The sequence below is a fragment of the Devosia sp. genome (assembly GCF_014860165.1).
Taxonomy (GTDB): Bacteria; Pseudomonadota; Alphaproteobacteria; order Rhizobiales; family Devosiaceae; genus Devosia.
This window is the reverse complement of sequence record NZ_JACZKG010000050.1, coordinates 23143-45106: the sequence shown is the minus strand read 5'-3', so window position 1 is coordinate 45106 and position 21964 is coordinate 23143. Positions and strand designations below refer to the sequence as shown.

Annotated in this window: 14 protein-coding genes; 6 read left to right on the top strand and 8 right to left on the bottom strand. The window is 56.7% G+C overall.

All coding sequences use genetic code 11. The features are described 5' to 3' along the window. Positions 1–15: 15 nt before the first annotated feature. Entirely contained in the window at positions 16–1863 is a 1848-nt protein-coding gene (locus IH615_RS12230; RefSeq protein WP_291362148.1) for an EAL domain-containing protein, read from the bottom strand. Positions 1864–2512: 649 nt separating this feature from the next. Between IH615_RS12230 and IH615_RS12225 the strand changes: the two genes are divergently transcribed. Next, a complete protein-coding gene (locus IH615_RS12225; protein ID WP_291362147.1) occupies positions 2513–2806 on the top strand; it encodes a hypothetical protein in 294 nt (97 codons plus the stop codon). Positions 2807–3411: 605 nt separating this feature from the next. Continuing rightward, a complete protein-coding gene (locus IH615_RS12220; RefSeq protein WP_291362146.1) occupies positions 3412–7182 on the top strand; it encodes a hypothetical protein in 3771 nt (1256 codons plus the stop codon). A gap of 1219 nt (positions 7183–8401) precedes the next feature. Here the strand turns inward: IH615_RS12220 and IH615_RS12215 are convergent. Continuing rightward, on the bottom strand, positions 8402–10399 hold the full coding sequence (locus IH615_RS12215) for a DotA/TraY family protein (protein WP_291362145.1): 1998 nt from the start codon (positions 10397–10399) through the stop codon (positions 8402–8404). 165 nt (positions 10400–10564) lie between these two features. On the opposite strand from IH615_RS12215, the gene mobC reads away from it, so the two are divergent. The 4 genes from mobC to IH615_RS12195 all read left to right on the top strand — a co-directional run bounded on the left by mobC (position 10565) and on the right by IH615_RS12195 (position 14032). Then, positions 10565–10918, top strand: a complete 354-nt coding sequence (gene mobC, locus IH615_RS12210) for a plasmid mobilization relaxosome protein MobC (protein WP_291362144.1) — start codon at positions 10565–10567, stop codon at positions 10916–10918. Continuing rightward, positions 10915–11865 carry a relaxase/mobilization nuclease domain-containing protein gene (locus tag IH615_RS12205; protein ID WP_291362143.1) on the top strand — a complete coding sequence of 317 codons (951 nt, stop codon included), beginning with the start codon at positions 10915–10917 and terminating at the stop codon, positions 11863–11865. Before mobC ends, IH615_RS12205 begins: the two co-directional genes overlap by 4 nt. Positions 11866–11877: 12 nt before the next feature. Next, positions 11878–12291, top strand: coding sequence for a hypothetical protein (locus IH615_RS12200; RefSeq protein WP_291362142.1), 414 nt, complete (start codon positions 11878–11880; stop codon positions 12289–12291). Between the two features lie 445 nt (positions 12292–12736). Further along, on the top strand, positions 12737–14032 hold the full coding sequence (locus IH615_RS12195) for a DNA methyltransferase (RefSeq protein WP_291362141.1): 1296 nt from the start codon (positions 12737–12739) through the stop codon (positions 14030–14032). On the opposite strand, the gene IH615_RS12190 is transcribed toward IH615_RS12195, so the two are convergent. From IH615_RS12190 to IH615_RS12165, 6 genes are all read right to left on the bottom strand, one after another. After that, positions 13953–16481 carry a hypothetical protein gene (locus tag IH615_RS12190; RefSeq protein ID WP_291362140.1) on the bottom strand — a complete coding sequence of 843 codons (2529 nt, stop codon included), beginning with the start codon at positions 16479–16481 and terminating at the stop codon, positions 13953–13955. The two genes, IH615_RS12195 and IH615_RS12190, sit on opposite strands and share 80 nt — an antisense overlap. Positions 16482–16504: 23 nt before the next feature. After that, a complete protein-coding gene (locus tag IH615_RS12185) occupies positions 16505–16762 on the bottom strand; it encodes a hypothetical protein (RefSeq protein ID WP_291362139.1) in 258 nt (85 codons plus the stop codon). 435 nt (positions 16763–17197) lie between these two features. Next, positions 17198–17908, bottom strand: coding sequence for a hypothetical protein (locus IH615_RS12180; RefSeq protein ID WP_291362138.1), 711 nt, complete (start codon positions 17906–17908; stop codon positions 17198–17200). After that, the gene (locus IH615_RS12175) at positions 17898–18926 is read right to left on the bottom strand and encodes a hypothetical protein (protein ID WP_291362137.1); all 1029 of its coding nucleotides are present in this window, start codon (positions 18924–18926) and stop codon (positions 17898–17900) included. The genes IH615_RS12180 and IH615_RS12175 overlap by 11 nt, the downstream gene beginning before the upstream one ends. A gap of 56 nt (positions 18927–18982) precedes the next feature. After that, the gene (locus IH615_RS12170; protein ID WP_291362136.1) at positions 18983–20035 is read right to left on the bottom strand and encodes an adenylosuccinate synthetase; all 1053 of its coding nucleotides are present in this window, start codon (positions 20033–20035) and stop codon (positions 18983–18985) included. Next, positions 20017–21930 carry a ribonuclease H-like domain-containing protein gene (locus IH615_RS12165; RefSeq protein WP_291362135.1) on the bottom strand — a complete coding sequence of 638 codons (1914 nt, stop codon included), beginning with the start codon at positions 21928–21930 and terminating at the stop codon, positions 20017–20019. The genes IH615_RS12170 and IH615_RS12165 overlap by 19 nt, the downstream gene beginning before the upstream one ends. Between the last annotated feature and the right edge of the window lie 34 nt (positions 21931–21964).

Here is a 21964-nt window from a genome sequence, read left to right as displayed (position 1 = left end):
CGGCGCGATTGCAACTCAGGCGATGCGGCGCTTTTCGGCGTCGTGGGCACCGCCTGGCTTCTCGGCAAACAGGGTGAGCAGGCGTGTGGCATCTTCCATCGAGGATGGGCGGGCATAGAGATAGCCCTGCCCCATGGCGCAGCCGAGATCGGACAGGATGCGGGCCTGTTCGGGCGTTTCAATGCCCTCGGCAACCAGCCTCATATCGAGCTTGCGGGCAATGTCGATGATCGAGCCCACGACGACGTCGCAGGCCGCGTCCGTGCCGAGACGGGAGACGAAGGAGCGGTCGATCTTGATGATATCGACAGGAAAGCTCAGCAGGTGGGTGAGCGAGGCAAAGCCGGTGCCGAAATCATCGAGCGCCACCAGCAGGCCCCGCTCGCGCAGCGCCTTGACGGCGCGGGGCACCATCTGGTCATTGCCGCCCATATAGACGGACTCGTTGACCTCGAGCACGACATGCTTGAGCGGCACGCTGGCGCGCTCGAAAGTGTCAACGATCCGATGTTCGAGATCACCGCGCTGGAAGTCTCCGGTCGTGACGTTGATGCCGACATGCTGGAAGTCGATACCCAGATCCAGCCAATGCCTGATGTCACCGGCAATCTGGGTCAGCATCTGGCCGGTCAACTGCCAGGCAATGCGCGGATCGGCCAGCGCGGCGTGAAACTCCCCGGCTGAGGCGATGCGGCCGTTGGGCATGCGCATGCGCGCCAGCGCTTCAAGACCGACCACCTCGGCTGTATCGAGCCTGACGATCGGCTGGTAATGCGCGAGCATGCGCTTTTCCCGCAGCGCCTGATCGACGGATCGAACCATATTGGCGCGCTCCAGCATGGAGGTGCGCAGGCCGGGCACGAACCGGACATAGCCGCCGCGCCTGATATCCTTGGCGTGATAGAGGGCGAAGTCGGCGTTCTGGCTGAGCGAAGCGCCATCGGTACCGTCGGACCCGAACAGTGCACCGCCAACGGTGATGTGGGGATCGATCGTCTGCTCGCCCGCCTGAATGAGACCACGCACGGCGGCCAGCATGCGGCTGGCGGCTTGTTCGAGCGCATCATGGGTGGCGCAATCGGTGACCAGCACGGCAAATTCGTCGCCACCCAGCCGGTATGCGGTCAGCGAAGGGTGGCAATCGGCGATACGCTCGGCCACGGTGCGGATCAGCATGTCGCCGAAGATGTGCCCGACGGTGTCGTTGACGAGCTTGAGGTGATCAATGTCAACCAGCAGCAGGCCGAACGGCTCGTCCATGGCGATGGCGCGGGTCAGCATTTCATTGAACCGGCCGCGATTGGGCAGGCCGGTCAGGGCGTCGAAATAGGCCAGGCGATGATTGCGCTGCCGAACCTGCTCGTGCTCGATGGCGATGGCGCATAGGCGCACGCAGGTCTCGACGATACTGCGCTCGAGCTCGTCCGGCCCGCGGCTGGTGCGATAATAGAAGGCAAAGGTGCCCACGACCCGGTCGTCCCGATCGCAGATGGGCGTGGACCAGCAGGCGCGCAGGCCCAGGGGCTCGGCCAGGCCGCGATAGTCATGCCATAGCGGATCGGTGGCGATATCGGTGACGATTACCGCTTCCTTGCGGAATGCGGCAGTGCCGCAGGAGCCAGTCATCGGGCCGCAGGGAAGGTCATCGAGAGCGCTGGAATAGGCCAGTGGCAGACTGGGCGCTGCCAGCGGATGCATGAGGCCGTCGGCGTCGACGGTAAGGATGGAACAGATCGCGCCGGGTGCAAGGGCCTCGGCGCGACGGCACAGCAGATCGGCAACGGCCACCAGCGGTTCGCCACAGGCCACCGTCTCAAGTATCTCAGTCTGCAGCCGCAGCAGCAGAGCACTGTCGGTGTCCATCATCCTGCCCTCGAACCCGTCGGGGAGAATAACCCAGCAGAATGAAACTGCAGTTCCAAAGATGGATCGCCTTGCAGGGATCGGCGCAGCATGTCGTTAGGTATGACTGCCAGCACGGGGGTGCACAACGCGGCGCGGTCGCCGCAACAGACGGCCGCCACCAGAAATGAACTGTGGTGCGGGGACCGGACCACCCGGCGGCTCTGGTGCCCCACTGAATGAAATGGTCCCGCAGCAATCGCAGGACTTTGGCCAGCCTGCTTCCCAAGAGGCAATGCTCCTTGCTAGCGTTCCCCTGACGATTGCCCGCAGCTTGTAGGTATACCCCAAATTATACCCCAAAAGGGCTTGGCTGCAGGCGAACATGCCGGACACGCCCGGTCATTCGTTGCAGATTTTCACCAGATTTCTGGAGTTTTCTCACTCATTCGCGGGGTTTGGCGAACAGAGAAATGGTGCCCGGGACCGGAATCGAATATCTGCGCGTATGGCTAGCATACGTGCACGTCTCCCAGTTTTGCATACGGCTGGATACCAACATCTATACCAACGCTAATAAACGTGAGATTTCCCGAGACGGCGGATGTTGCTAGAAACATGCTATGCGATTGATTCCCAAAATCGCTAGCTATTTTCTAGGAAATGCCCGATGAGTGACCAGTCTGCGCCCCCTTCCAAGCAAGATAACTCCGTCGCCATGCGTGAGCGCCGGAAAAAAGCGGGAGTGATTCAAGTAAACTTTTACATTCGCGCCGCTGACAAGCAGGAGGCGGCGAAAGCTATGCGCGACTTGACTGATCGAGCATGGCTTTCGCTCTACGATGCTGGGGCGGTCGTGAATGGCGCAAATGAGGCCCGAGCTGAGGATATCCGGAGACGCTTAGGTCTAAAGGACACGACTGCGAACCCTCAGCCTGACTTAAAAAAGGGGGTCTCGAAGTAGCAAAGCCTCCCGTCGTAGACCGTTTTGATCGAAGGGTTCCAAGCCTTCGCATCCACCTCCCAGCTTACCTGGCTGCAGGGCCCCAACGTCGCGATCCACACACATGCGCGCCTAATCTAGACGCTGGCCGTGAGCCCGGAAACGATTAGCACAAGCCACTGATCTCGGGACTTGGCTAGTTCAGGTTGACCCAACCAGCCCAACCTTAGTTGAGCCTCGCCCCAACCTCGACCCGCTCCTAAGTCCAAATGGGACCTTAGGTGACCTGCTGACGAGACAACGGCGGAATTGCTCGGCACTTAGTTTCCGCGGGGAGGAGCCAAGCTAGCTCAGGACCGCGAGCCCACGGAGGCTTCAGCATAGCTACTATCAATCATCAATAATTCGCAACGCCGTCGATGCATGCACTGTGGTGGCGCGATCACCGACGTCTATAGGGTCGCCGCTCAAATCGACTAACCGCAACATGTATTGCCCAAGTTCAGGGCAGGTGTATATTGCCATTGACTAGGTGCATTTAGAACTATCATTCGGTGCGTGCCTGACGCAGGAAGTTACCGTGAAGAGACCATCTCATTGGTGGTGGAGGGACCATGCCTAGGAGCTTGTTTCGCAAGGTAATTGTTTTCCTTACAATTGCGCTGGCCGCTTTCCTATCGACATTGTGGCAGGGCATCTCTGATGACAATTTGCCCAACCTAACAAACCTCCGGCTCGGGGACGATGGGCTGGTACTCTTAGACAATGTAACCCGATCACTTGTGATCGAGGAGCGTCCGACAAGCTCTATTGAGTACATAGTCTCTGCCGAACTGCTTCGGCAGCTACTCAGTGGTGGGAATAGTCGCAGCCGAGCCGCCAGTCACTTCGCGTTCTTGGAGGTGGTCCTCAACTTCGGGCAATTTAGTGGACGGCGTGAGGCTCGTTCATTTTACCAAAAACGCGCTGCCCATTTCTCGCAGCTAGACGCCTCAGCGCTGGCGCGGATTTTGGTTCACGCCAACAATATGGGCTATCATCTCCAGATCGACCGAATGCGCCTGAGCGCTGGGCAAATGGCCACTGTTCGGTTGCTTCCACAGTTTATCACGCGAGCATTTGATGACGTACCGGGGGATGGCGCCTTTTACGAGGGTCACGAGTTCGCACAAATCGCCAACCTTCTGGAAGACCGCCCGCCCTTCTTCTCGATAGTCCACGCTTTTGACCCGGGAAATCGGGAATTTCGCGGATTCTTCTCAGGATCCTTTGATTTGTCCCCCTCAAACCAGTTTGCGATTAGCGACACCACCACGGCGGCAAACTTTTCTCCTGGTCTGTTTCCTGCCTCTCCATTGACGCAGCTCTTCGCTGCCGCGCGGGAACACATGGAGGAATTGGATGCGCTCGTCGACGCGCCAGGCACAACCGATGAAGAAAAAGATGCTCTTATCGACGAGATCGACGCGATAGCGAACGAACTGGTGTTGGCAACTGAAGCAGCAGTGGCGATGCTGTCGACGCCGCCCTTGAGGGCGACAGCAAGCCAGACAGTAGCCGATCAAACACCATCAGAACGTGCCGAGTGGCAGGAGTTTGCTAGGCAATACGATAAGAACGCCAAGTCATTATATGACACCTTGAAGAAGACGGCCGTTCTAGTGGGCATCGACGATCCGGCAGTTGGTCAATATATAGACAACATTCAGACCCTAACTAACCTTGCCATGGCGGCCTCTACGCAAAACTATGTAGCCGTCGCGGCTATTGGCGTACAGATCGCAGGTGAGATATTTGGATCGGGCAGTGGCGGTTCGCAGGGCCAGACTGCAGCACTGCTGAAGCAACTTGCGGCAATTCGTCGAGACATTGCGAATTTGCGCCAGGAAATGAACGACCGATTCGATCGCGTTGATCGGGCCCTAAGCGAGATAGATCGAAAACTCGATACTCAGTTCGCATTCCTTATTTCGAACTTCAGACTCATTGAAGATCAGCTGACTGATCTTAATGATTTGGCGACGTCGAGTGCGGAGGAGGAGTACCAGTTTCGACTAAATGCGTTGGCTAGCCAAATTGACACGTACAACGTCCACTTCTGGACCGCTTTGCTATCGAAGAGAAGCACACCAGAGGCCGCAAAGCTGGCAGTTGTAAGCGAGGTCGACACGTTTATGTCGACGTATTTGGCATCTGGCAATGGAAACACCGGTATAGCGCACCCCCGTTTTGTCGGGTCGACCAACTGTTATGATCGTCTCAGACGGGATCTTGAGACAGCCCAAGACACTAAGACTGCTCTGGAAAATACCATTGGTCAGCTATTGAAAGCCCTGCGATCGGGGGATTTTGACGGTAAGGCCCAATGCGTAGACCGACTTTTTTCGACCGCCACGCTTGGGGACATAGCGATGCGGCCTTCAGTGCTTGATGCCGGGCAAGGGGTAGAGTGGCTACCAGGGTACGTGGATGCCGATGGGTTGTTTCATCCGGACGGCATAAACATGTTGTTCTCGCCGTCGACAGTACTCACTGCAAACACAGCGCTTGATAGCAGGCTGCTTCTGCTGCAAGATCCAGATATTCTATCATCTTTACTTGAAAAAAGAATTGTTCGTCTAACGGATACTACAAAGAACATGTTCTTGGTGGGAAGCCCTCTTGGATTCAAGATGATCTCATCCCTTTATATGAGTCTGACAACGCAGGTATCAAAGCATGACGGACTGCTGCTCAATACCTTGTTCGCTAGAGCGTTCAGGAAGCATTCCCAATACGTAAGTCGATCACTATTTAGCGATTTCGGCACGCTCGACGGTGTTTATCAATATTATCGGCTTCCCACCTCCTCTAATATTAACACTATTTCTTGGCTAGCAGCCGATTCAAATAGAACCTATTTCGCCAGACTCAAGGCAAGTTTTGACGCGCAGCGCGCCGCGGTTAAAGGACGTTTTGAGGGAGACATTCGCAGTCTTGCGATCAACATCGACGAGATTGTGATCAATGATCTTGGCGGCTATCGCGATACACTGTCGAGCAATTGCAGTTCGATTAGCGCTTGTCTGTCGTTTACCTATACCGGTACCCAAAAAGACGTTATGCTTACGATCGATCACGTTGCGGTGGGCCATCCGTCCCTCTCAGCATCATCGCTGCATCCCCAGGCCGGAATAGTTGGCGCGCTATTGGCTGCATTTCGTGCAGAGGCTGGCGCTGCCTCTAAGACCTTCAATGACGTCGGTGATCTGAGCCACGTTCCGACAAACCGTCTCTACCACCCAGGGAGTGGAATACCAGAGGCCAAGATCGTGGCACTTGAGAATGCATATGGCCGGATAGTCCTGGAATTTCGTAGCAAGATGAAGGAGGTCGCCCTCGAGGTAGAGGGCGCCTATAGCGGTTACTTGGCCTCTACAGGTGCACCGGCCCTCGCTGACACTATGGACTCGTACATCGATGTCTATTTGGCCGGTCGCGTGCTAGAGCGAAATTTCAATGAGGTACTTGAGGCGTATCGGGCAAGCGGGCTTGCTGCAGACCTAGCAGCATCCGGTTTGACTGGGGACCTCGACTACTTTGATCGTTTCTCAACCACAGTTGGCCACTTGGTGAGGACTAAATGCGGAACTAACTACAACGAGCCGTGCCGAGGTATGAGCAGTGTCGGTACCCGTGACCAATTCCCGACTGCATCGCTGTTTTTCCCCTTCCTTGTAGGCCTGACGCCGGAGAAGGAAGACAAGAGTGCCCTTGGACTATTCTTCGTGCAATCTGACGGTGACGGGGTCACCTACTCGACCGGTAAGGGTTGGATGTCCGGCCCGCGTGACGCGGAACCCCATATTCGAAGTGAGGTGCCCGCTGTGGACGTATCGTCGCTTGGCGCGGGGGGTGCAATTTTCCCATTTCTGGATCCGGAATTCTTGTTCGAAGCGGATTCCGAGCATCAGATCATTCACCGTGGCCTGGTAGGAGAGGGCGCGCATCTCTCCGCCGGCTCGCCTTTAATGATCGGCCAATGGACCACCCCACTTCCGTATTGTGACGAACAAGTCAAGGGTTTCGCCGCCAGCAGCACAGTAGAGCAGGCGCTATTCAAGATCGATGACTTGGCTTCCGTGCCGTTCGGAAGCGTGGGGGAATGGTGCGATCTTGGTGCCAAGATGGTGCGCTATCTTGCGATGTCCGAACGAAACAGCATGTTCGCGTACGCAGTCAATCAGGCGGCGGTGGACTACCTCGCCTCCACTCGAGGTGTCTACAAGGCTGACAGCTTGCTATGGCTGCTTAGAAATGGGGTCGTGGGGGTTGGGGACCGGCTACGCGGAAGCAGCGCATTTGATCAATTTATGCTCGGCGAGTTGAACTCGCTGCAGCTTGGAGGGAGTTATTAGGTGCCAAATACAATTTCCTGGCGACTTGATTTTCCGGTTGGAACGCCTGTGGCAGAAGCCGACGTAGTGCTTCTTGGTGAGGACCACCCGTTGATACTCAAGCGGAATAGAGTCCAAAATGGTGGAAGAGTCGCGGTCGACTACCGCGTGGAGCTGTCAAGTGGATCGGCCGAAAACATATCGGTCAGCGCGGGGCAGACCGTTCCAACAACAGGGCGGAAAGTGAGTGTCATTGGAGCGCTGTCACCGCGCGACTGGGCTCGTGGAGGCTATGCTACGGGGTCAGTGACGATCGACTGAAGGTGTGACCAAAACTAGTCGCAGGGGGCATCCGGTTCATCGTAACAATCGTCGCAGGCTCCTTCCTCATCGATATAACAAACCGGCCGGGTGCCCGAGCCGTCCTGATAGCACGGTCCGATGTAACATAATGAACCTACATCTTTCGTAGAGCTGCCATGGGAAATGTGAATCCACCCCTTCTTCGGGTCACGTTCACCGGGCGCAGCTATCTTCGAGTATCCGCGACGTTTGGCCTCTTCTGAAGTTCTAGCAATTCCGACGTGTGCACTCATTTCGTCCCTCGACGTAGTACTGAATGTAACGCCAGTAGATTAAGTCAAACGTGGCCGTCGCGGAAGGTGATTTGTCACCATTGATGCATAATCTGCAATATATAGAGAATTGGCCGGTCGAGAGCCGCTGTGTCAAGGCCAAGTGCGCCATTACCTCAGTCGTAAGCGTCGGCAATTGACTTGCCGGTAGTCGAAGCCTAGGGCGTCAGCAAGGAGGCGTTGAGAGACCTTTTTGGCCAGGACGGGTCCCAACGTGCGCACGATCACGCCTAATGCCGGTTAGGGCCTCGAAGCGCACAGCAAACTGGGGCCATGATTGCCCGACGTGAATCGCCAAATGCACGCGCTCAACTGGCGAACTTTGAACCAGCACTGCCCAGAAACAAAATCGCTCTTCCCGAACGGGGGCGGCGCCCTGGAGGATCTGACGCAACCGCGCGGGTGAAATTGCCCCTGAGCTGCGCCCCGCCGCACGCTTGAGAACGTATGCCCCCAGTCGCACCATGTTGGATGGCTGCGGACTCATGACATACCCCCGCTGAAGACACCTGCAAGAACAGAGAGCGCCACCACTACGCTGACCATTCTGAATGGCATGGGCCAGGCCTGCCACTTTTCGAATGCTGCTTTCATCGTTCGTCCTTTCAGTTTTCGTCGTTGTTAGAGCCGCCGCCGATCCAGGTCAGGACTGCGTTCGGCAAGGCAGTGACGAGCGAAAAGGATCGCTCGATCACAATCAGGAAAATGGCCACGGTCAGGACCGTCATCACGACGACCGACACCAACCAAAAGATCGGATGACCACCGAAACTGCTCAATAGGTAGTAGATGCCGACTCCGTTCAGTCCAGACACGGCGCGGAACACTGCCATGGCCGCAAAAAAGCCAATGACCATCAGGATGGGGGTGAGCGCGAGCCGGAGAAGCAGCAGATATCCGGGCTTGGCCGAATCGTGCGCAATGCCTTCCCCGTCCAACCGAAGATGCGCGAGGGCCCAAAGTGGCGCGCCGACAATGGCGACGACGACGGCCAGGAAGTAGCCAAAGACAGCGAGCACCCACAGGACGAACGGCATGGCTGGCAGCAGGACGGACATGGCGCCGCCGGTCACGGTCATGGCCAACACGAGTGGCCCAATCACAACCATTGCCGTCGTTATGCTTGCACCAAGCATCGGTATTGCCGATGCGACGGCCAGAGCACCGAGCAGGCTAGCCGCCGCCCCGACCAGGAACTGTCCCAGGCTAACCAGACCGACCAGCGGGTCGGTGCCGTGCGAGTCTGGCGCGAAATAGAGTGCGACCTGCTGCGCGAGTTGTCGGCCAACGCCATCGACAGCCGCACCGAATGCATCCCAGATTGCGCCGCCCTCGCCCTGTTGCGGGGAAAGTGCAGCGGCCAGCGCGGGGTCAGGAAGGGCAAACCCGAAAGATGAGAGTGTCGCCGATGCACGTGCAAATGCACGCTCCATGTCCGAGCCGATGCGTTGCACTTCTTCCTGATCCAGCGGCAGGTTTTGGGCGCTGGCATTGCCGAGCCACCCCTGCCAGCGTCCCGTTGCGGCTGCATCAAGGCTCGAGCCGGTGCTCTCAAAGGTGTACCGAGCAGGCGTCAGGACCGTGGGTCTCGCCGACAGCACTGAGGACGCTTCCTGGTGCAGTCGGGCGAGGACCAGATAGTAGCTGCCAGCTGCTAGCCATCCCTGACCGGTATCGTTCCCGATATACTCCCTTAGCCTCTGCTGCCCCTCGCCAGTAGAGGCCTCTTTCACCAACTCGGCCACCGGCAGCAGCGCTGCGTTTGCCGCGATCAATCCACTTCTGAGCTCATCGGCTATCGAGAGCGGCTGCCCGTCCCGCGATAGCGAGGACTGCAAAGCGCGATCGGTCAGAGCGCCCGTTGCCGATAGCAGCTTTACGATTGCCTCAGTGTGGGCAGCTGCAAATGCCGTGCGAGCGGGCTCGGCCAGGTGCGTTGGCGACGCCGGGGTTGCCAATGAGCCGCAGATGCCCGCGGTTTCGCCGCTCCGACTGAGTCCAGTGAGGAAAGCCACAGCTCCATTGTCGTGCTTAACCTGAGTCACGATCGCGCGGACCGCAGAACCTGCAGCTCCGAGCTGATGGTTCGCAAGAGACAGGCATGCCGACATGTTCCAGGCTTCGCGGAGAAACTGGGTTGGAATAGTTGGTGTTGACGCGACGATCTGAACGTGGCCATCGAGTAAAGCCGGGACAGCCCTTGTCCAAATCAGCGATGCAAGGGCCGTTGACCCCCGGACAATTTGAGCGATTGCCGCTTGGCCGGTGTTGTATCCACCGAGGTTGGGCATCGGCGTCATCAGGCCGATCGCGAAGATCACGCGGATCGGGGCCCAGAGGGAACTCCAGCGGCGTCCCAAAACTTCCCCCTCGTGCGCCGTCTGCAGAACGCCCGCGGTTACGTTGTAGAAAAACAGCACCCCGCCTATCGCAAGCATGGCGATGTTGAAATAGCCGAGACTTAGGCTGAACAGCGTCGGACCAGCACCACCGAGGGGCCCAAAGACCTGCCCTACCATCTGCATCGACCAGCTTTCTGCCCCGCCCGATTGCCATGCTTCTAAGGCGTCCTGCTGAAGGGCCATAAAGAGTCCGATCGACATGATTGCTAGCTACTTGCAAGCTATAAGCTAGACAGATATAGGTAGGGAAGCAAGCAGTGTTTTCGACGGGCCCTTGCCGGGTCCACCGAAAAACGTCGCCTGCGGCTCCAGCTTGCCGGCCCATGGCCGGAACCGGCTGTGAGCCGGGTGCAAGTGAGGTTGAGAATGAAGAGAACGCATCGCTTTGAACTGATGCTGTCCGATGCCGAGCGCGAGATTGTGGCTGCCAGCGCCGCCGCGACCGGCTTGACCATGGCCGGGTTTGCGCGTCAGGCCATGATGATTGATCAGCCGGTCAGCGCGCGAGTGAAAGCTCATGTAGTGGACCGCGCTGCAATTGCTGCGCTCAGCGCAATCGGCACAAACCTCAACCAGATTGCGAAAATCGGGAACAGCTCGAAGACGCTGAACCAGCAACATCTGCATGCGCTTACAGTCATGTTCCGCAGGCTGGGCGCGATTGTCTCGAGAATTGAGAATCCACAAAATCCGGCCAGCACAACGCGGGGCGAGCCATGATCGGCAAGGTCAAAAACCTGCCGACGGGCGCAGACCTGAAGCGACTGGCCGCCTATTTACGCGGCACCGCATCGGAGCGCGTCGCTGGCTCCTTCTCGATGCATCTATCCTCCGATGATCCTGCCGAAATCCTCGACCTGATGGAGGCACAGGCGGGATTGAGCCGTCGCGCGAAAAAGCCAATTTTGCACCTCTCTGTCAGCTATTCGCCGACGGACAAGGTGACGCCGGCCCAGATGCAGGCAGACGCCGAGCGGATTCTTGTTGAGCTTGAGATGCGCGAGCATCAGGCTTTTGCCGTCATCCATGAGGACAAAAAATACCCGCACTTTCACTTGGTCGTGAATCGTGTCGATGCCAATGGCCGCTGCGTCAGCGACAGCAATTCCAAACTAAAGATCGAGAAAGTGCTGCGCGCCATTGAGGCGGAACGCGGCCTTCAGCCTGTACCTGGTCGACTGGCTAAAGCACCTGGTCGAGAGCGGTTTTCAGGGCCAAAGGCAGCACAGCGCGGCTATGTGCAGCCGCCAGCGGCCGTGATCGAGGCAATGCAGACAGCGCGCTCCAGAGACGAGCTGGACGCCCGTCTGGCGTCGGTTGGCTGGGAGCTTGAAGCTGCCCCGCCCCGCCCTGGTCAAAAGGCGGGTGGACTCATTTTGCGGGGTCCTCGCGGCGAGCGATCAAAGGCCAGCGCTTGCGGCCGCAATTGTTCCGGCCCCGCCTTGGCGCGGCGGTTTTCAACGCCAGCGGTAAACCGGCCGCCGAAGATCAGCGCAGCCGAGGCCGTGCCGCAGCCAACACCAAAACCGAGCGGTGCTCATGCGCTGGCAACAGCACTGAGAAAAGCCCGCGCGAAGCCGAAGATGCCGCGCATTGCACCTCGCGTTAGCGCCAGCGGCGCCATCGCGCGCGTCATCCGCCTGACCCTTCCGACACCGAAATTCTAGGAGATTAAGTACATGAGCGACGACATCGAAAATACTATCAACAATTTTCTAGTCGATGCAGCGTCGATGCGGGCGACGCTTGATCAGCAAGCCGCAAGGGTGGAGCAGCTAACTCAGGCGCTCGACCGGTCGGTGGTTGAATACAAGCGTTCCGCGAAGGCCTTGGCTGATATGACAGCCAGCGGTGTGCAACGGCAAGCGGCACAGCAGATCGCTGATGCCTGTCAGCCCATGGTGGCGAGCATCACAGCTGCCGCCGGCCACGCGCAGCGGACGATGACGGCGAAATTGCACGATGTGGAGGCCGCTCAAACCTCTGCGCTAATTGCTCAAGCCATCGTAACATTGTTCGCAGGTCTGATCAGCGCGGGCACGATGGTGTTGTTCATTCACTTTCTCCCCAGAGCTTTGGGTGTCGCAGCATGATAAGCCACCAGTGGTCCGAAAGCTTCGTCCGCGCCCGGGGTCTGCTCAAAGCAGACCTCGACCATCGAGCCATCAACGTTTGCGAGGCATGGATAATCTGGGCTGACCCTTTCAACGTCGCGCCAGATGCAGCGCTCATTGCAAAGCTGGGCACCTCCGACGCACCGGCAGTAGCTGTCCTTGTGCGACAGATTGCGGGCAAGCTAGCTCGCGAGTGCCCAATTTCGATGCCAATGCAAGTGCCGGCGGAGTTTGCTGAATTGATGGAGGGCGGCAGGTCAATCGATACGGACGCCGGAATGCCTTGGGACTATACACAGGGTCCTCGACCATAACTCGGGGACGGCAAAAGGCTTCCTGCATACACCTTCTCGCTTCACTCGGATGCACAAGCCGATAGAGGTCGGGACATTTCTTAACCTTGTTAGGCGATACCATATTAACCATGACCGAAGCGAAAACGCCTAACTGGCTCGATCTGACTGAAGCCGCCCAAACGGCGCTCATCGACGGCGCGCGCGATGCTCGGCCCGTAAGTGGCCTGAGCCATAATTTTTATCGGTACCCAGCTCGGTTCTCACCCGCCTTTGTCCGCGCCGCCATAGAGACGTTTACATCTCCGGGAGATACCATCCTGGATCCCTACGTCGGAGGCGGGACTAGCCTTGTGGAAGCCATGGCACTTGGACGCCATGGCGTCGGCATAGATATCAGCCAGTTGGCGGAGTTCGTCGCGACAGTCAAAACTACTGTTCTTGACGAGGCAGAAATCGCTGCGCTTGAAAAGTGGGCTGGCAGCGTCGGAGATGCCGTCTGCCAGAACAAGCCCACCATCCATTTTGCGGACTACGAGGAACGTGGCTACTACAGGCACCTGGATGATCCTTCGCGTTGGCGCCTCCGCCGGGCCATAGAGCAAGCGCTTGGAACGGCGATAAGTCTGTCGTCACCTCGTCTTGAGGCCTTCGCACGTTGTGTTATTCTGCGAACTGGCCAATGGGCTCTAGACAGTCGCCGGAAGTTGCCGTCTGTGTCCGACTTTCGTGCCATGTTGGGCGAGATGGCGGGTCAGATGATTGCCGGCGCTCAGGAGCTGAGCGACGCCACCGGACGCTACAGCACCCCCCCGTCGATCCGCATAATCAACCGATCTGCTGCCGGCCTTGAAGGTGATGATGCGCTTTCGTCGATGGCGTCCCCCAAGCTCGTCGTCACATCGCCACCGTATCCAGGGGTCCACGTGCTTTACCACCGCTGGCAGGTGGATGGGCGCAAGGAAACGGCAGCGCCGTTCTGGATTGCCAACAAGCTCGATGGCGCTGGCCTCAGCTACTATACGATGGGCGATCGTAAGAACCCGGAACTTCGCACTTACTTCGAAAACCTTCTCGCCACGACATCATCTATCGTTCGCCTATGCGATACCGGTACCACGGTCGTGCAGATGGTCGCGTTTTCTGATCCAACTTGGCAGCTTCCTAAGTACTTGGAGGTCATGGAAGAAGCGGGCCTTCAGGAAGCGTTCTTGCCCGCCCTCGCAGATGACCGGGACGGTCGCCTGTGGCGGAGCGTTCCCAATCGTCGCTGGTATGCCTATCAACGTGGGGAGACCCCAGGGAGCCAGGAAGTGGTTCTGATCCATCGCGTTGTTGGGAAGGCGGTTACGCAGCCTGCCCAGCGAGATCACTTACGTCGATCGCATCATCTGCAAGGTCACCCAAGCCCTGGATCATTGGAATGATAACGGGTGCCACCGCGCGAGTCAGCAGAGCGGCACGCTTCTCAACCCCTCCGTCATCGTCGGCATCACCTCCATCAGAGCCACCATCTGATTTTTGCGGATGAGTTTTTTGCTGCTTATCGTCATGTAGAAGCGCCATCGCTAGCAGGACGATACCAATTTCGAACTGCTTTTTCACGACGTCGGCCGGCAGCTTTGTGAAAGCCAGTTCGTTCTTTAGCGCCTTGTTGTCAGCGTTCAGATAGAACTTGTAGGCAGGCTCGTACTTGCCGTTGAGCGTATCGCCTTCGTCCAGGATATCTAAACAATCATCGAGCGTCGAAAAGTGTGATACCCAATTCGGCTTCTTGTGCTCAATCCATGATACTTCCGGAAAATTGATACCGGAATTTCCTTCTACTTCCTTACCCGGCGGGTCGCCCGGATTCGACTTTGATTTTGGCTTTGGACCTGTGTGAGGTTCGACGGATGCCAAGATCGGTAGCTTGGCTCGGCTGGTGAACTCCGATCCATTGACGGGATCGCGCACCGTGAACTCGACCTCTAGGGTGTCGCCAACCGCAACACCTGCGGGAAGATCGAACGTAACGTTGCCTTTACCATCGACTAGGCTGGGACCGACATAATCCGAAATTGGGTACCGTGTGTCGTTCAATACGCGATCAAAAACCTTTTCGCCCTTGTCGATTTTACGCGTGAAGTATTCATCTTCCACGTCGGTATCAAAGGTTAGCCGGACGCGGCTGCCGTGATGGGCGGCGCGCGCTAGCACATCCCCCTGCTCCTTACCGGCGAACCGAAAGAAGGTCGGATGGAACTTCCCGATGAATGTCTTTTCGGTCTTCTGCACGGTGTCGGGCTTGAATGGATTCTGAAGCCGAACGCCCAGCCCAAAAATGCGCGCCAGATTTGGAGAGCTCTTGAGGACGCGCCTCAACACATCCTCTAGCGGCTTGTTGTCAGCCAACTGTTCTTCCATGTCCAACTTGGCGCGAGCATTCCGCAGATCACGAAGACCCGGATGGTCGCGCAGGGCCAACTCCAGCTCCCGCTCGATCTCCGTCGCGAAGGCGTTGTCCTCGACTAGGCGATCGCGGCTTGGCATGAACATGTCATCTTGCTCCACCGCGGAAAGTGACGAGCAGTCCAAAACGACGAGCAAGTCTTGCGCCAGGCGCTGTAGCCCAACCCGCTTCGGCCGGGCGAAGAAGTTGGCCTTGATGTAGCCCTGGGTTTGCCCATTGATAGTGAAGATCACGCCTTCTGATGCGCGATACGTTTTAGCTGAGCCGGGCTTGAAGGCAAAAATACGCGCGAATAGTTCGTGGCCATGAACAGTTAGAGAAATTGTACCCGGCTTTACGTCTTCCAAATTGGGATTGCCGTTCAAACGCGAAAAAAGCCCGCTCATCGTTTCGGTCTGTTCCTGACCAGTCTTCTGATGCTCACGGCACTCGTGGAACCGGATCGGAAGCGCGGGTTCGGGCAGTAGCAGATCGATCTTTGGACGAAGGCCGTCGCGGCGAAGGATGTTGGAGACATTCTTCAGGTTGTATTCGTATAATTTGACCAAGGTGCCGTGGCCGACACTACGCTGGTAAGCACTGTCACCCTGCGGAAAAATGGGCAGCTCGTCAGCGAGGAAGCGCAATACACGCCCCTTACGCTCATGTTCGTCACCCTCCACGTCCAGCGGTGCTAGGTACGAAAGGAAGGGTGAGCGGACCTTCTGACCTTCGCCTTCGCGGCGCACGATCGTAAACCCCCAGCATTCATCCGTCGTGTGAACAGGATAGTTGGGAGAAACGGCGACGTTCCCCAAGAGCTTGGGGTGGCGCCGCGAAATGATAAGCTGAAGTCGTTCCTTCCCACAAAAGCGAATTGCTCCAGTACTACCCTGACCAAACTTGCCTTGAACGAAGTTAACCTTGATCTTGTTGTTTTTTCCCAGGCTCAGCAGGGTATGCGGGAACGCTTCGGGGGTTTGGCCCTCACCAAGATCCGCGACGTTGACACACGGCTTAAGGTTTTTTGGACCGGTTACGAACACCGAAATGCTTTCAGCGACCTGTCGGCGGAAGTCACGCGGCCAATCTTCGATGCGCCCCCCGGAAACCTTTAGGGTCCCAGACCACGACTTTTCGATAAAGCGGTTTACGGCCTCGCGTATTGACTGCGGTGCGTCTGGGCCCTCCGGGGCAACTCCGGCCAACATGCATTCCAACATCAGGCGGGTGTCGATCGTGTTGACTAGCTTTTCATTAAGGGCAAAATCTGCCCGCCCCTGCTGGTTGCCCGCCCGATTCCAGTTCAATTCGTCGTCGCCGTAGTAGCGCCAACAACGTGGGTCGTCCCAAAGGCCCTGCCCTTTCAGGATCTCGACAACTTCAGTTTCGCTATCGACCCGCATTAGGGCCAGGCAAAGGTCTTTGACTTCCTGATTGTTCACGTGCGCCCCTACTTCGCTGGTTCTTAAAGCTTGAAGTCGATCGTTTCCTTGCTGCCCGGCGAGATCATCCGCGCCTTTAGCGCTTCCACTTCGCGGCTCAGCGTCGCTACGATTTTTCGAACGTCATTTTCGTCAAATTCATAAGCGGATTTGTTGCCCAGTTTCCCGATTACGCGGATAGCCTTTATAGCATTTACGGTGCGACTTTCTGCAAGCTGAACAAACTTCTCTCGTTTTCCAATGGACTTGGAATCTGAGTTTTCTCCCGTCATTTTCGCCATCTTCTGTCTCAAGTTTCAGTTGCTCTTCTTGCCATAATTTTTTTGGCACGTATTTTTGATAATTTAGCGGCTATAATGAGTAAAGAAAATTCCGAGAGTACGCCTCCGAGCAGCGCTGAAACGGCATAGACCTAGGCGCTCACACGTTAAGACGTTTGTTTCCCAACGGCCCATGGCGAAGCGCGTTAGCAAGGGCTTCCTGCATCCAGTAGATCGGCAAAGATCGCCCTCACGCCGCCCGCAGCCAGCGGGGCTCGGGTCACCCCGGCCTACATGCGGCAGGACGCACAAAGGTTTGTGCCTGAGATTGGTACAAGGGCTGCCAGCACTTGGGTCGGCCGATCGCATGAGCGACTATATCGACAATACCCACATCAATTTTCTAGTGGAGGCCGCCTCAATGCGCGACTTGCTGAAGGCTCAATCTGGCCCCGGTTAGACCGAGTTATGTAGCCATACCTTGTGGTTTTTCCATCGGTCACAGAATTCGGCCGCGCGAACCGCCAAAGCTCCATCAGGGTTCACGATGAAAAACGTGCGGCAGCTGTATGCATTAGCCCTGACCGCTATCGCGTTGAGGCCGAGCTGGGCGAGCCAGTGATCGACTTCCTTATGGTGCCCGCCTTTGAAGCGCGTATTATGATGATAGATGACCGCGGAACGACCTGCGGCGAGGGCAAGGACCTCTGAGAGCGGCATTTGCTTTCCGAACCCGGGTTGCCCCCTACGGTGGTCGGAGTCATCAATGATGCCGTTGTCGGGGTCCGCCAATACCAGATCGCATTGTTCCAGTTCTGTCAGGTTATGCGCGAACCAGGACGCCCTGGCCGCGCTGCGGTCTTTCGAAAGCGCGTCGCTGACTATGGGTCTGTTGCAGATCGCCGTTGCCTGGATGGCGCCGGACGCCTGAAGAGCGGCGACTGACCTCGTTCCGCTGGCAACGGTGCCCAGCGCGTCAAAAAGGGATGGGTCTAGGGCGCGCCACCTTTCCGAATCTGACAGATACCTTGTGTGTTTGCCGTCACCATTGTGACCCTCGTCAGGGTAGAGGTACCACGCTATACCCAACTTGCGACCAGCAGAAAGGTGGCGAAGCAGGGCAAGCTTGATGTAATCACCAATGTCGGCGGCGTATCTATTCTGCAATATTAGAGGACGTCCTCTGAGACAGCAAACGATCAACTTGTGAAGACATCAAAGCGAACTCTGTCTCTAGTCTACCAATTTCGAGTTTCAATTCTTCATTGGTCGCAACAATGCCGCCAATGTCAGCTTGCACCGCAGCGGAGCTAACAGAGTCCGCAGCCGTGGTGCTCATAATGTGCCGAACTTCATCCACCTGCTCGTAAGTCGCCTGGACGAATGTATAAAGAAAACCCATAACAGCAATTGCCACACCAACCACTGAAGCTATACCAAAACCCCACAGCGTTTTCTCAGTTCGCTTCGCCGTTTTAATTGCCTTGTTGGCGGTCTCTATGCTCTTTTCCATCAATCCATTTATTGAGCTTTCGATTGGAAGGTACTCACCATCGACAAGGGATTTTCTTGCAGCATCAAGATACTCTCTCGCGGTCAGATTGGTTTTGCTCGAATCGAAATTTACGAGATCGCTCTTGTCTGGCCTTCGGTACGTTGTTTTAGTAAATTCGACCCAAATAACGTGCGAATTTACATCAACAAAATGATCCTTAGAGGTCAGATTGTGCAGGGGTATTAAGAGCTCGCCGTCGAATCCCGGATCGACGAGAGGCCCGGTTCCGAGTAACAGGCCTCGATGAACATGCTTAATGCGCAAATTGAATCGAAGCGCCATATACTTAGGAAGACGAAAATGCGTACCGCACTGAACAAATACAATCGAATTTGCCGGCAGTTTTAGCAACCCGCCGGGGCAATGCCCCAAATTGGTCATTAAGTAGCCGCCGGACTTATTAAATTCGTAGGCATATGTACCAAACTTAACTGCATACGAAGCTGTTTTGAGATCTTCCTCATAAAAAGGAAAGAGCATCGCCGTGTCTTTAACGTACTTTGCTATTTCGTTTGATGAAAGTAGAGAGGGTTCTATTTGTCCCTCATAAGGATCTCTTTCCCGCCACTTCTTTGCACGCTCGATAGCTTCGCTCTCGTCTGCCGCATACCTCTCTTCGTGGCTCGGCATGCGAGGCCTAGGTCGCCTCACCTGGAATCTCGATGCTCGCGGAGTCGCGCGCCGCATCAAACAGCGTTTTCCGAGGGTTGGTCAATGCACTGAAGTGGACCAACGCCCCACCAATCGATCGATTGATCTATTTCTTCTTCCACGAGCTTTATGAAATCAGCTCGCAATTTTGTGCCCCAGCCGCCTTCACCACCAATATAGTCGAGATGATTCATCACAATTCTATTTGGTCTGTTTGCGGCAATGGCAGCTCGAACGAGCGCTGGATCAAATTTCCCTACCCGACGCAACTTCTTTGTGACGGTAGTATATTCCTGAATTTCAGCCGCCCGACGCCCCGTCAATGACGATACGTAGTCCCACGACACTTCGTTCGGCAGGGGCCCAGAGTCGCCGGCTACGCGAATAGGGAATGATCGGATGACGAGTGTGACGTCATCTACGTCGAGGGGGCTTAGGCCGGTCTCAGCTAGAGCTGCGGCTGCAGTGGTCGACCGCGAAGTCGCCTTTGGCCAATACCCGCCATCAAGAAGAGACAGCCCAAAGCCCTGTGTGCCCTCGATAATCACGCGGTGACTGTTATCGAGCTTCTTGCGTAGAACGTCAGTTGAGTTGCCCAAGAACCTCTGAAGCGAGGCACTGTCCTGCGCCTCAAGCGACGTCAGTTCGAAATTCTTAGACCGTCGCGCGACGGCAGCCATGACTGCAGCGCCAACCCCCGCCCCAGTAGAGCCGATAGATTGTATAAGATCACCGTTATGTTCCCAATCCTTGTGCTCCTGAGTAATTACCCGAGCATGGTGGCTAATCGTGATGCGGCTTCGTGGAAAATCGAGTTCGCTGACCTCTGCGAGCAACAAATCAACGTCGATGTATGAGCCCGCTGGGAACACCACGTCGACGTCGCGATCGATGCAGCCCGCCGGAAGCTGCCGAAGAGCGAATTTTTTGCCCGATTTATCGTAGCCGGTGTGACCCGAATTCGGTCCGCCAACGCGAACTACGGTTGTTGGGATGTTGGAGCGTCGGGCGCGCCGGGCTAGTTCGAGAGATACCTTCCCTTTGCCTTCGGAACCAAACTGGCCGCCGACTACGATGGATACTGGCATATTCCCTCTCCGTGAATGTCGCCGAATAACTCGTCAACACGCACCTGAACTGCACTTAAGCTAGAATGATTCACAAAGGACTCGTGCGCAAGCACCTTCAGCTCATTCACTCGTCTCTCCACCGTTGATGCGATTGCTTCATCGAAGCCGTCGTCGGCAGCCCGCTCACGGTATCGCTTGCGCCTGACTTCTTCATCGGCGTCTACATACACGTGAACAAAGCAGTTGCCAAAAGTTTCAACGAGAAATGCGTGGTCCTCTGGAAATCGCAAGCCGTCGATCACGATGCGAGCAGCCCCTGCTGCTCTCTTGATCGTTTGTTCCGCCAACCAGCGTTGGCGTCCGCTTTCATTGATCTCAGTGCCGAGCTTTTGCCGGTTGACACGGTTGAGCTCCAGACCGTCGTTCGCGAGCAATTCATCTATGGCGAGACTGAAGCGAGTATACGCAAAGCCTTTGGCCGCGAGTGCTTCGGCGAACGTTGTCTTACCAGCCGCAATCGGTCCGCTCACGCCGACAACGAGTGGTCCTGGGGCAGCATCAAGCTTTGGGATCACCAGGGGCGCCTCCGCTTCAGTTCCCAGGGACTCTGAGAGACCGGCTAGGTGAAATGTGCCGACAAGTGCCGACGTGATTGCGTCGAGCTCATCGTGGGTCACTTTCTCTGTTTGGAAGGTTCCGGAAATTCCAAAGTCGCGGAGGCCTAAATGCAGCCATTCCACCCCCGCACCTTTGCGCGGAATGCGCATGATGTCTTGAGCAGCTCCCGGGTAGCTCTCGATGACTGGAACGCCCTTCTGTCTGAAAACCGCGGCCAGCCGCATGCCACGGGCAGTAAGTTTCTGCATGCTGGGCAGCAGGCAAGGATAGACGTTGATACCCCGTCGTTTCAGCTCGCGCTCTGACTGCCGCATGATGCCGAAAACGTCGCGACCGGGATCACTATCCTCAACGGTGATCCGCCCCTCTGGGAGACAAAGCGGAGAATCGATGGAGACCAGGTCTGGACGTGCCTCCAAGGTTGCAGCGACAATATCGGCGTCAGTTGAAATTGACCTGGTATCCGCAATTGAACCGTCGAGCAGGCACCACCCAGTCGGCCGCACTTCCGAGCCGGTGAGGTCAATGCCGACTATGCGCGCATTTTCTGCTGATGTTCCTGCAAAGAGGTCGTCGAAACGCGGGGCGTGGGTAAGATGGCTCGGTGCCGGCTGGAGACCGCCGGGCAGATCGTTCCAACCGCCTGGGGCCGACCAATCCACAAAGCGAACTGGAGATGAAAACAGATCGGGTTCAACGGCGAACCCAGACATTGCCCTGTCGAAGATAGCGCCCATGGCAGCGATGTCGGCGCGGTTATACCGGATCAGTCTCGAGAGAGCCTCGACGTCCCCGCGAAGATACCGGTGCCAGAGCAGGACGGCCGCAAAGCCGTCGACATCTTCCAACTCTTGGCGGTAGTTCAGTCCCAGTTCGGTTTCGATGGACTTTTGGCCGCCTTTCAGACCGAGGCGTCGGCACAGGTACATTAGGTCAATATGCACAGCCGGCAGCGCTATGTTTGGAAACTCCTGCCGCAAAAACCGAGCATCGAACCGGATGCCGTTGAAGGTCACCAAGACCTTGGCGGACGCTGCATCTCTTAGTAGGTGCGCCGCATCGCCGCCCTTGATGAAGGTTTCAGCTCTGCCGCCGATGGACCAGCCAACAGTGGTGATTTCGTCGTAGTAGTGGCTAAGTCCGGTCGTCTCGATGTCTAAGAACATTATGCGATCTGGATAGGCCGCGCATAGTGCAAGCTGCTCGCGCAGTACCGGCGACGGAAGGCGACGAATTGCAGCCCAGTCCGGACGATCCACATCAGGTCGAGTTGGCATCGACAAAGCCTTGATCATTTGGCCAAAGACTGTTCATCCCACTTTCGTGCGA

Bases quoted from the DNA above. Each gene is read 5' to 3' on its own strand.
- IH615_RS12230 (WP_291362148.1), bottom strand. From the start codon at position 1,863: ATGGACACCGACAGTGCTCTGCTGCTGCGGCTGCAGACTGAGATACTT.
- IH615_RS12225 (WP_291362147.1), top strand. From the start codon at position 2,513: ATGAGTGACCAGTCTGCGCCCCCTTCCAAGCAAGATAACTCCGTCGCC.
- IH615_RS12215 (WP_291362145.1), bottom strand. From the start codon at position 10,399: ATGTCGATCGGACTCTTTATGGCCCTTCAGCAGGACGCCTTAGAAGCA.
- mobC (WP_291362144.1), top strand. From the start codon at position 10,565: ATGAAGAGAACGCATCGCTTTGAACTGATGCTGTCCGATGCCGAGCGC.
- IH615_RS12205 (WP_291362143.1), top strand. From the start codon at position 10,915: ATGATCGGCAAGGTCAAAAACCTGCCGACGGGCGCAGACCTGAAGCGA.
- IH615_RS12200 (WP_291362142.1), top strand. From the start codon at position 11,878: ATGAGCGACGACATCGAAAATACTATCAACAATTTTCTAGTCGATGCA.
- IH615_RS12195 (WP_291362141.1), top strand. From the start codon at position 12,737: ATGACCGAAGCGAAAACGCCTAACTGGCTCGATCTGACTGAAGCCGCC.
- IH615_RS12185 (WP_291362139.1), bottom strand. From the start codon at position 16,762: ATGGCGAAAATGACGGGAGAAAACTCAGATTCCAAGTCCATTGGAAAA.
- IH615_RS12175 (WP_291362137.1), bottom strand. From the start codon at position 18,926: ATGCCGAGCCACGAAGAGAGGTATGCGGCAGACGAGAGCGAAGCTATC.
- IH615_RS12170 (WP_291362136.1), bottom strand. From the start codon at position 20,035: ATGCCAGTATCCATCGTAGTCGGCGGCCAGTTTGGTTCCGAAGGCAAA.
- IH615_RS12165 (WP_291362135.1), bottom strand. From the start codon at position 21,930: ATGATCAAGGCTTTGTCGATGCCAACTCGACCTGATGTGGATCGTCCG.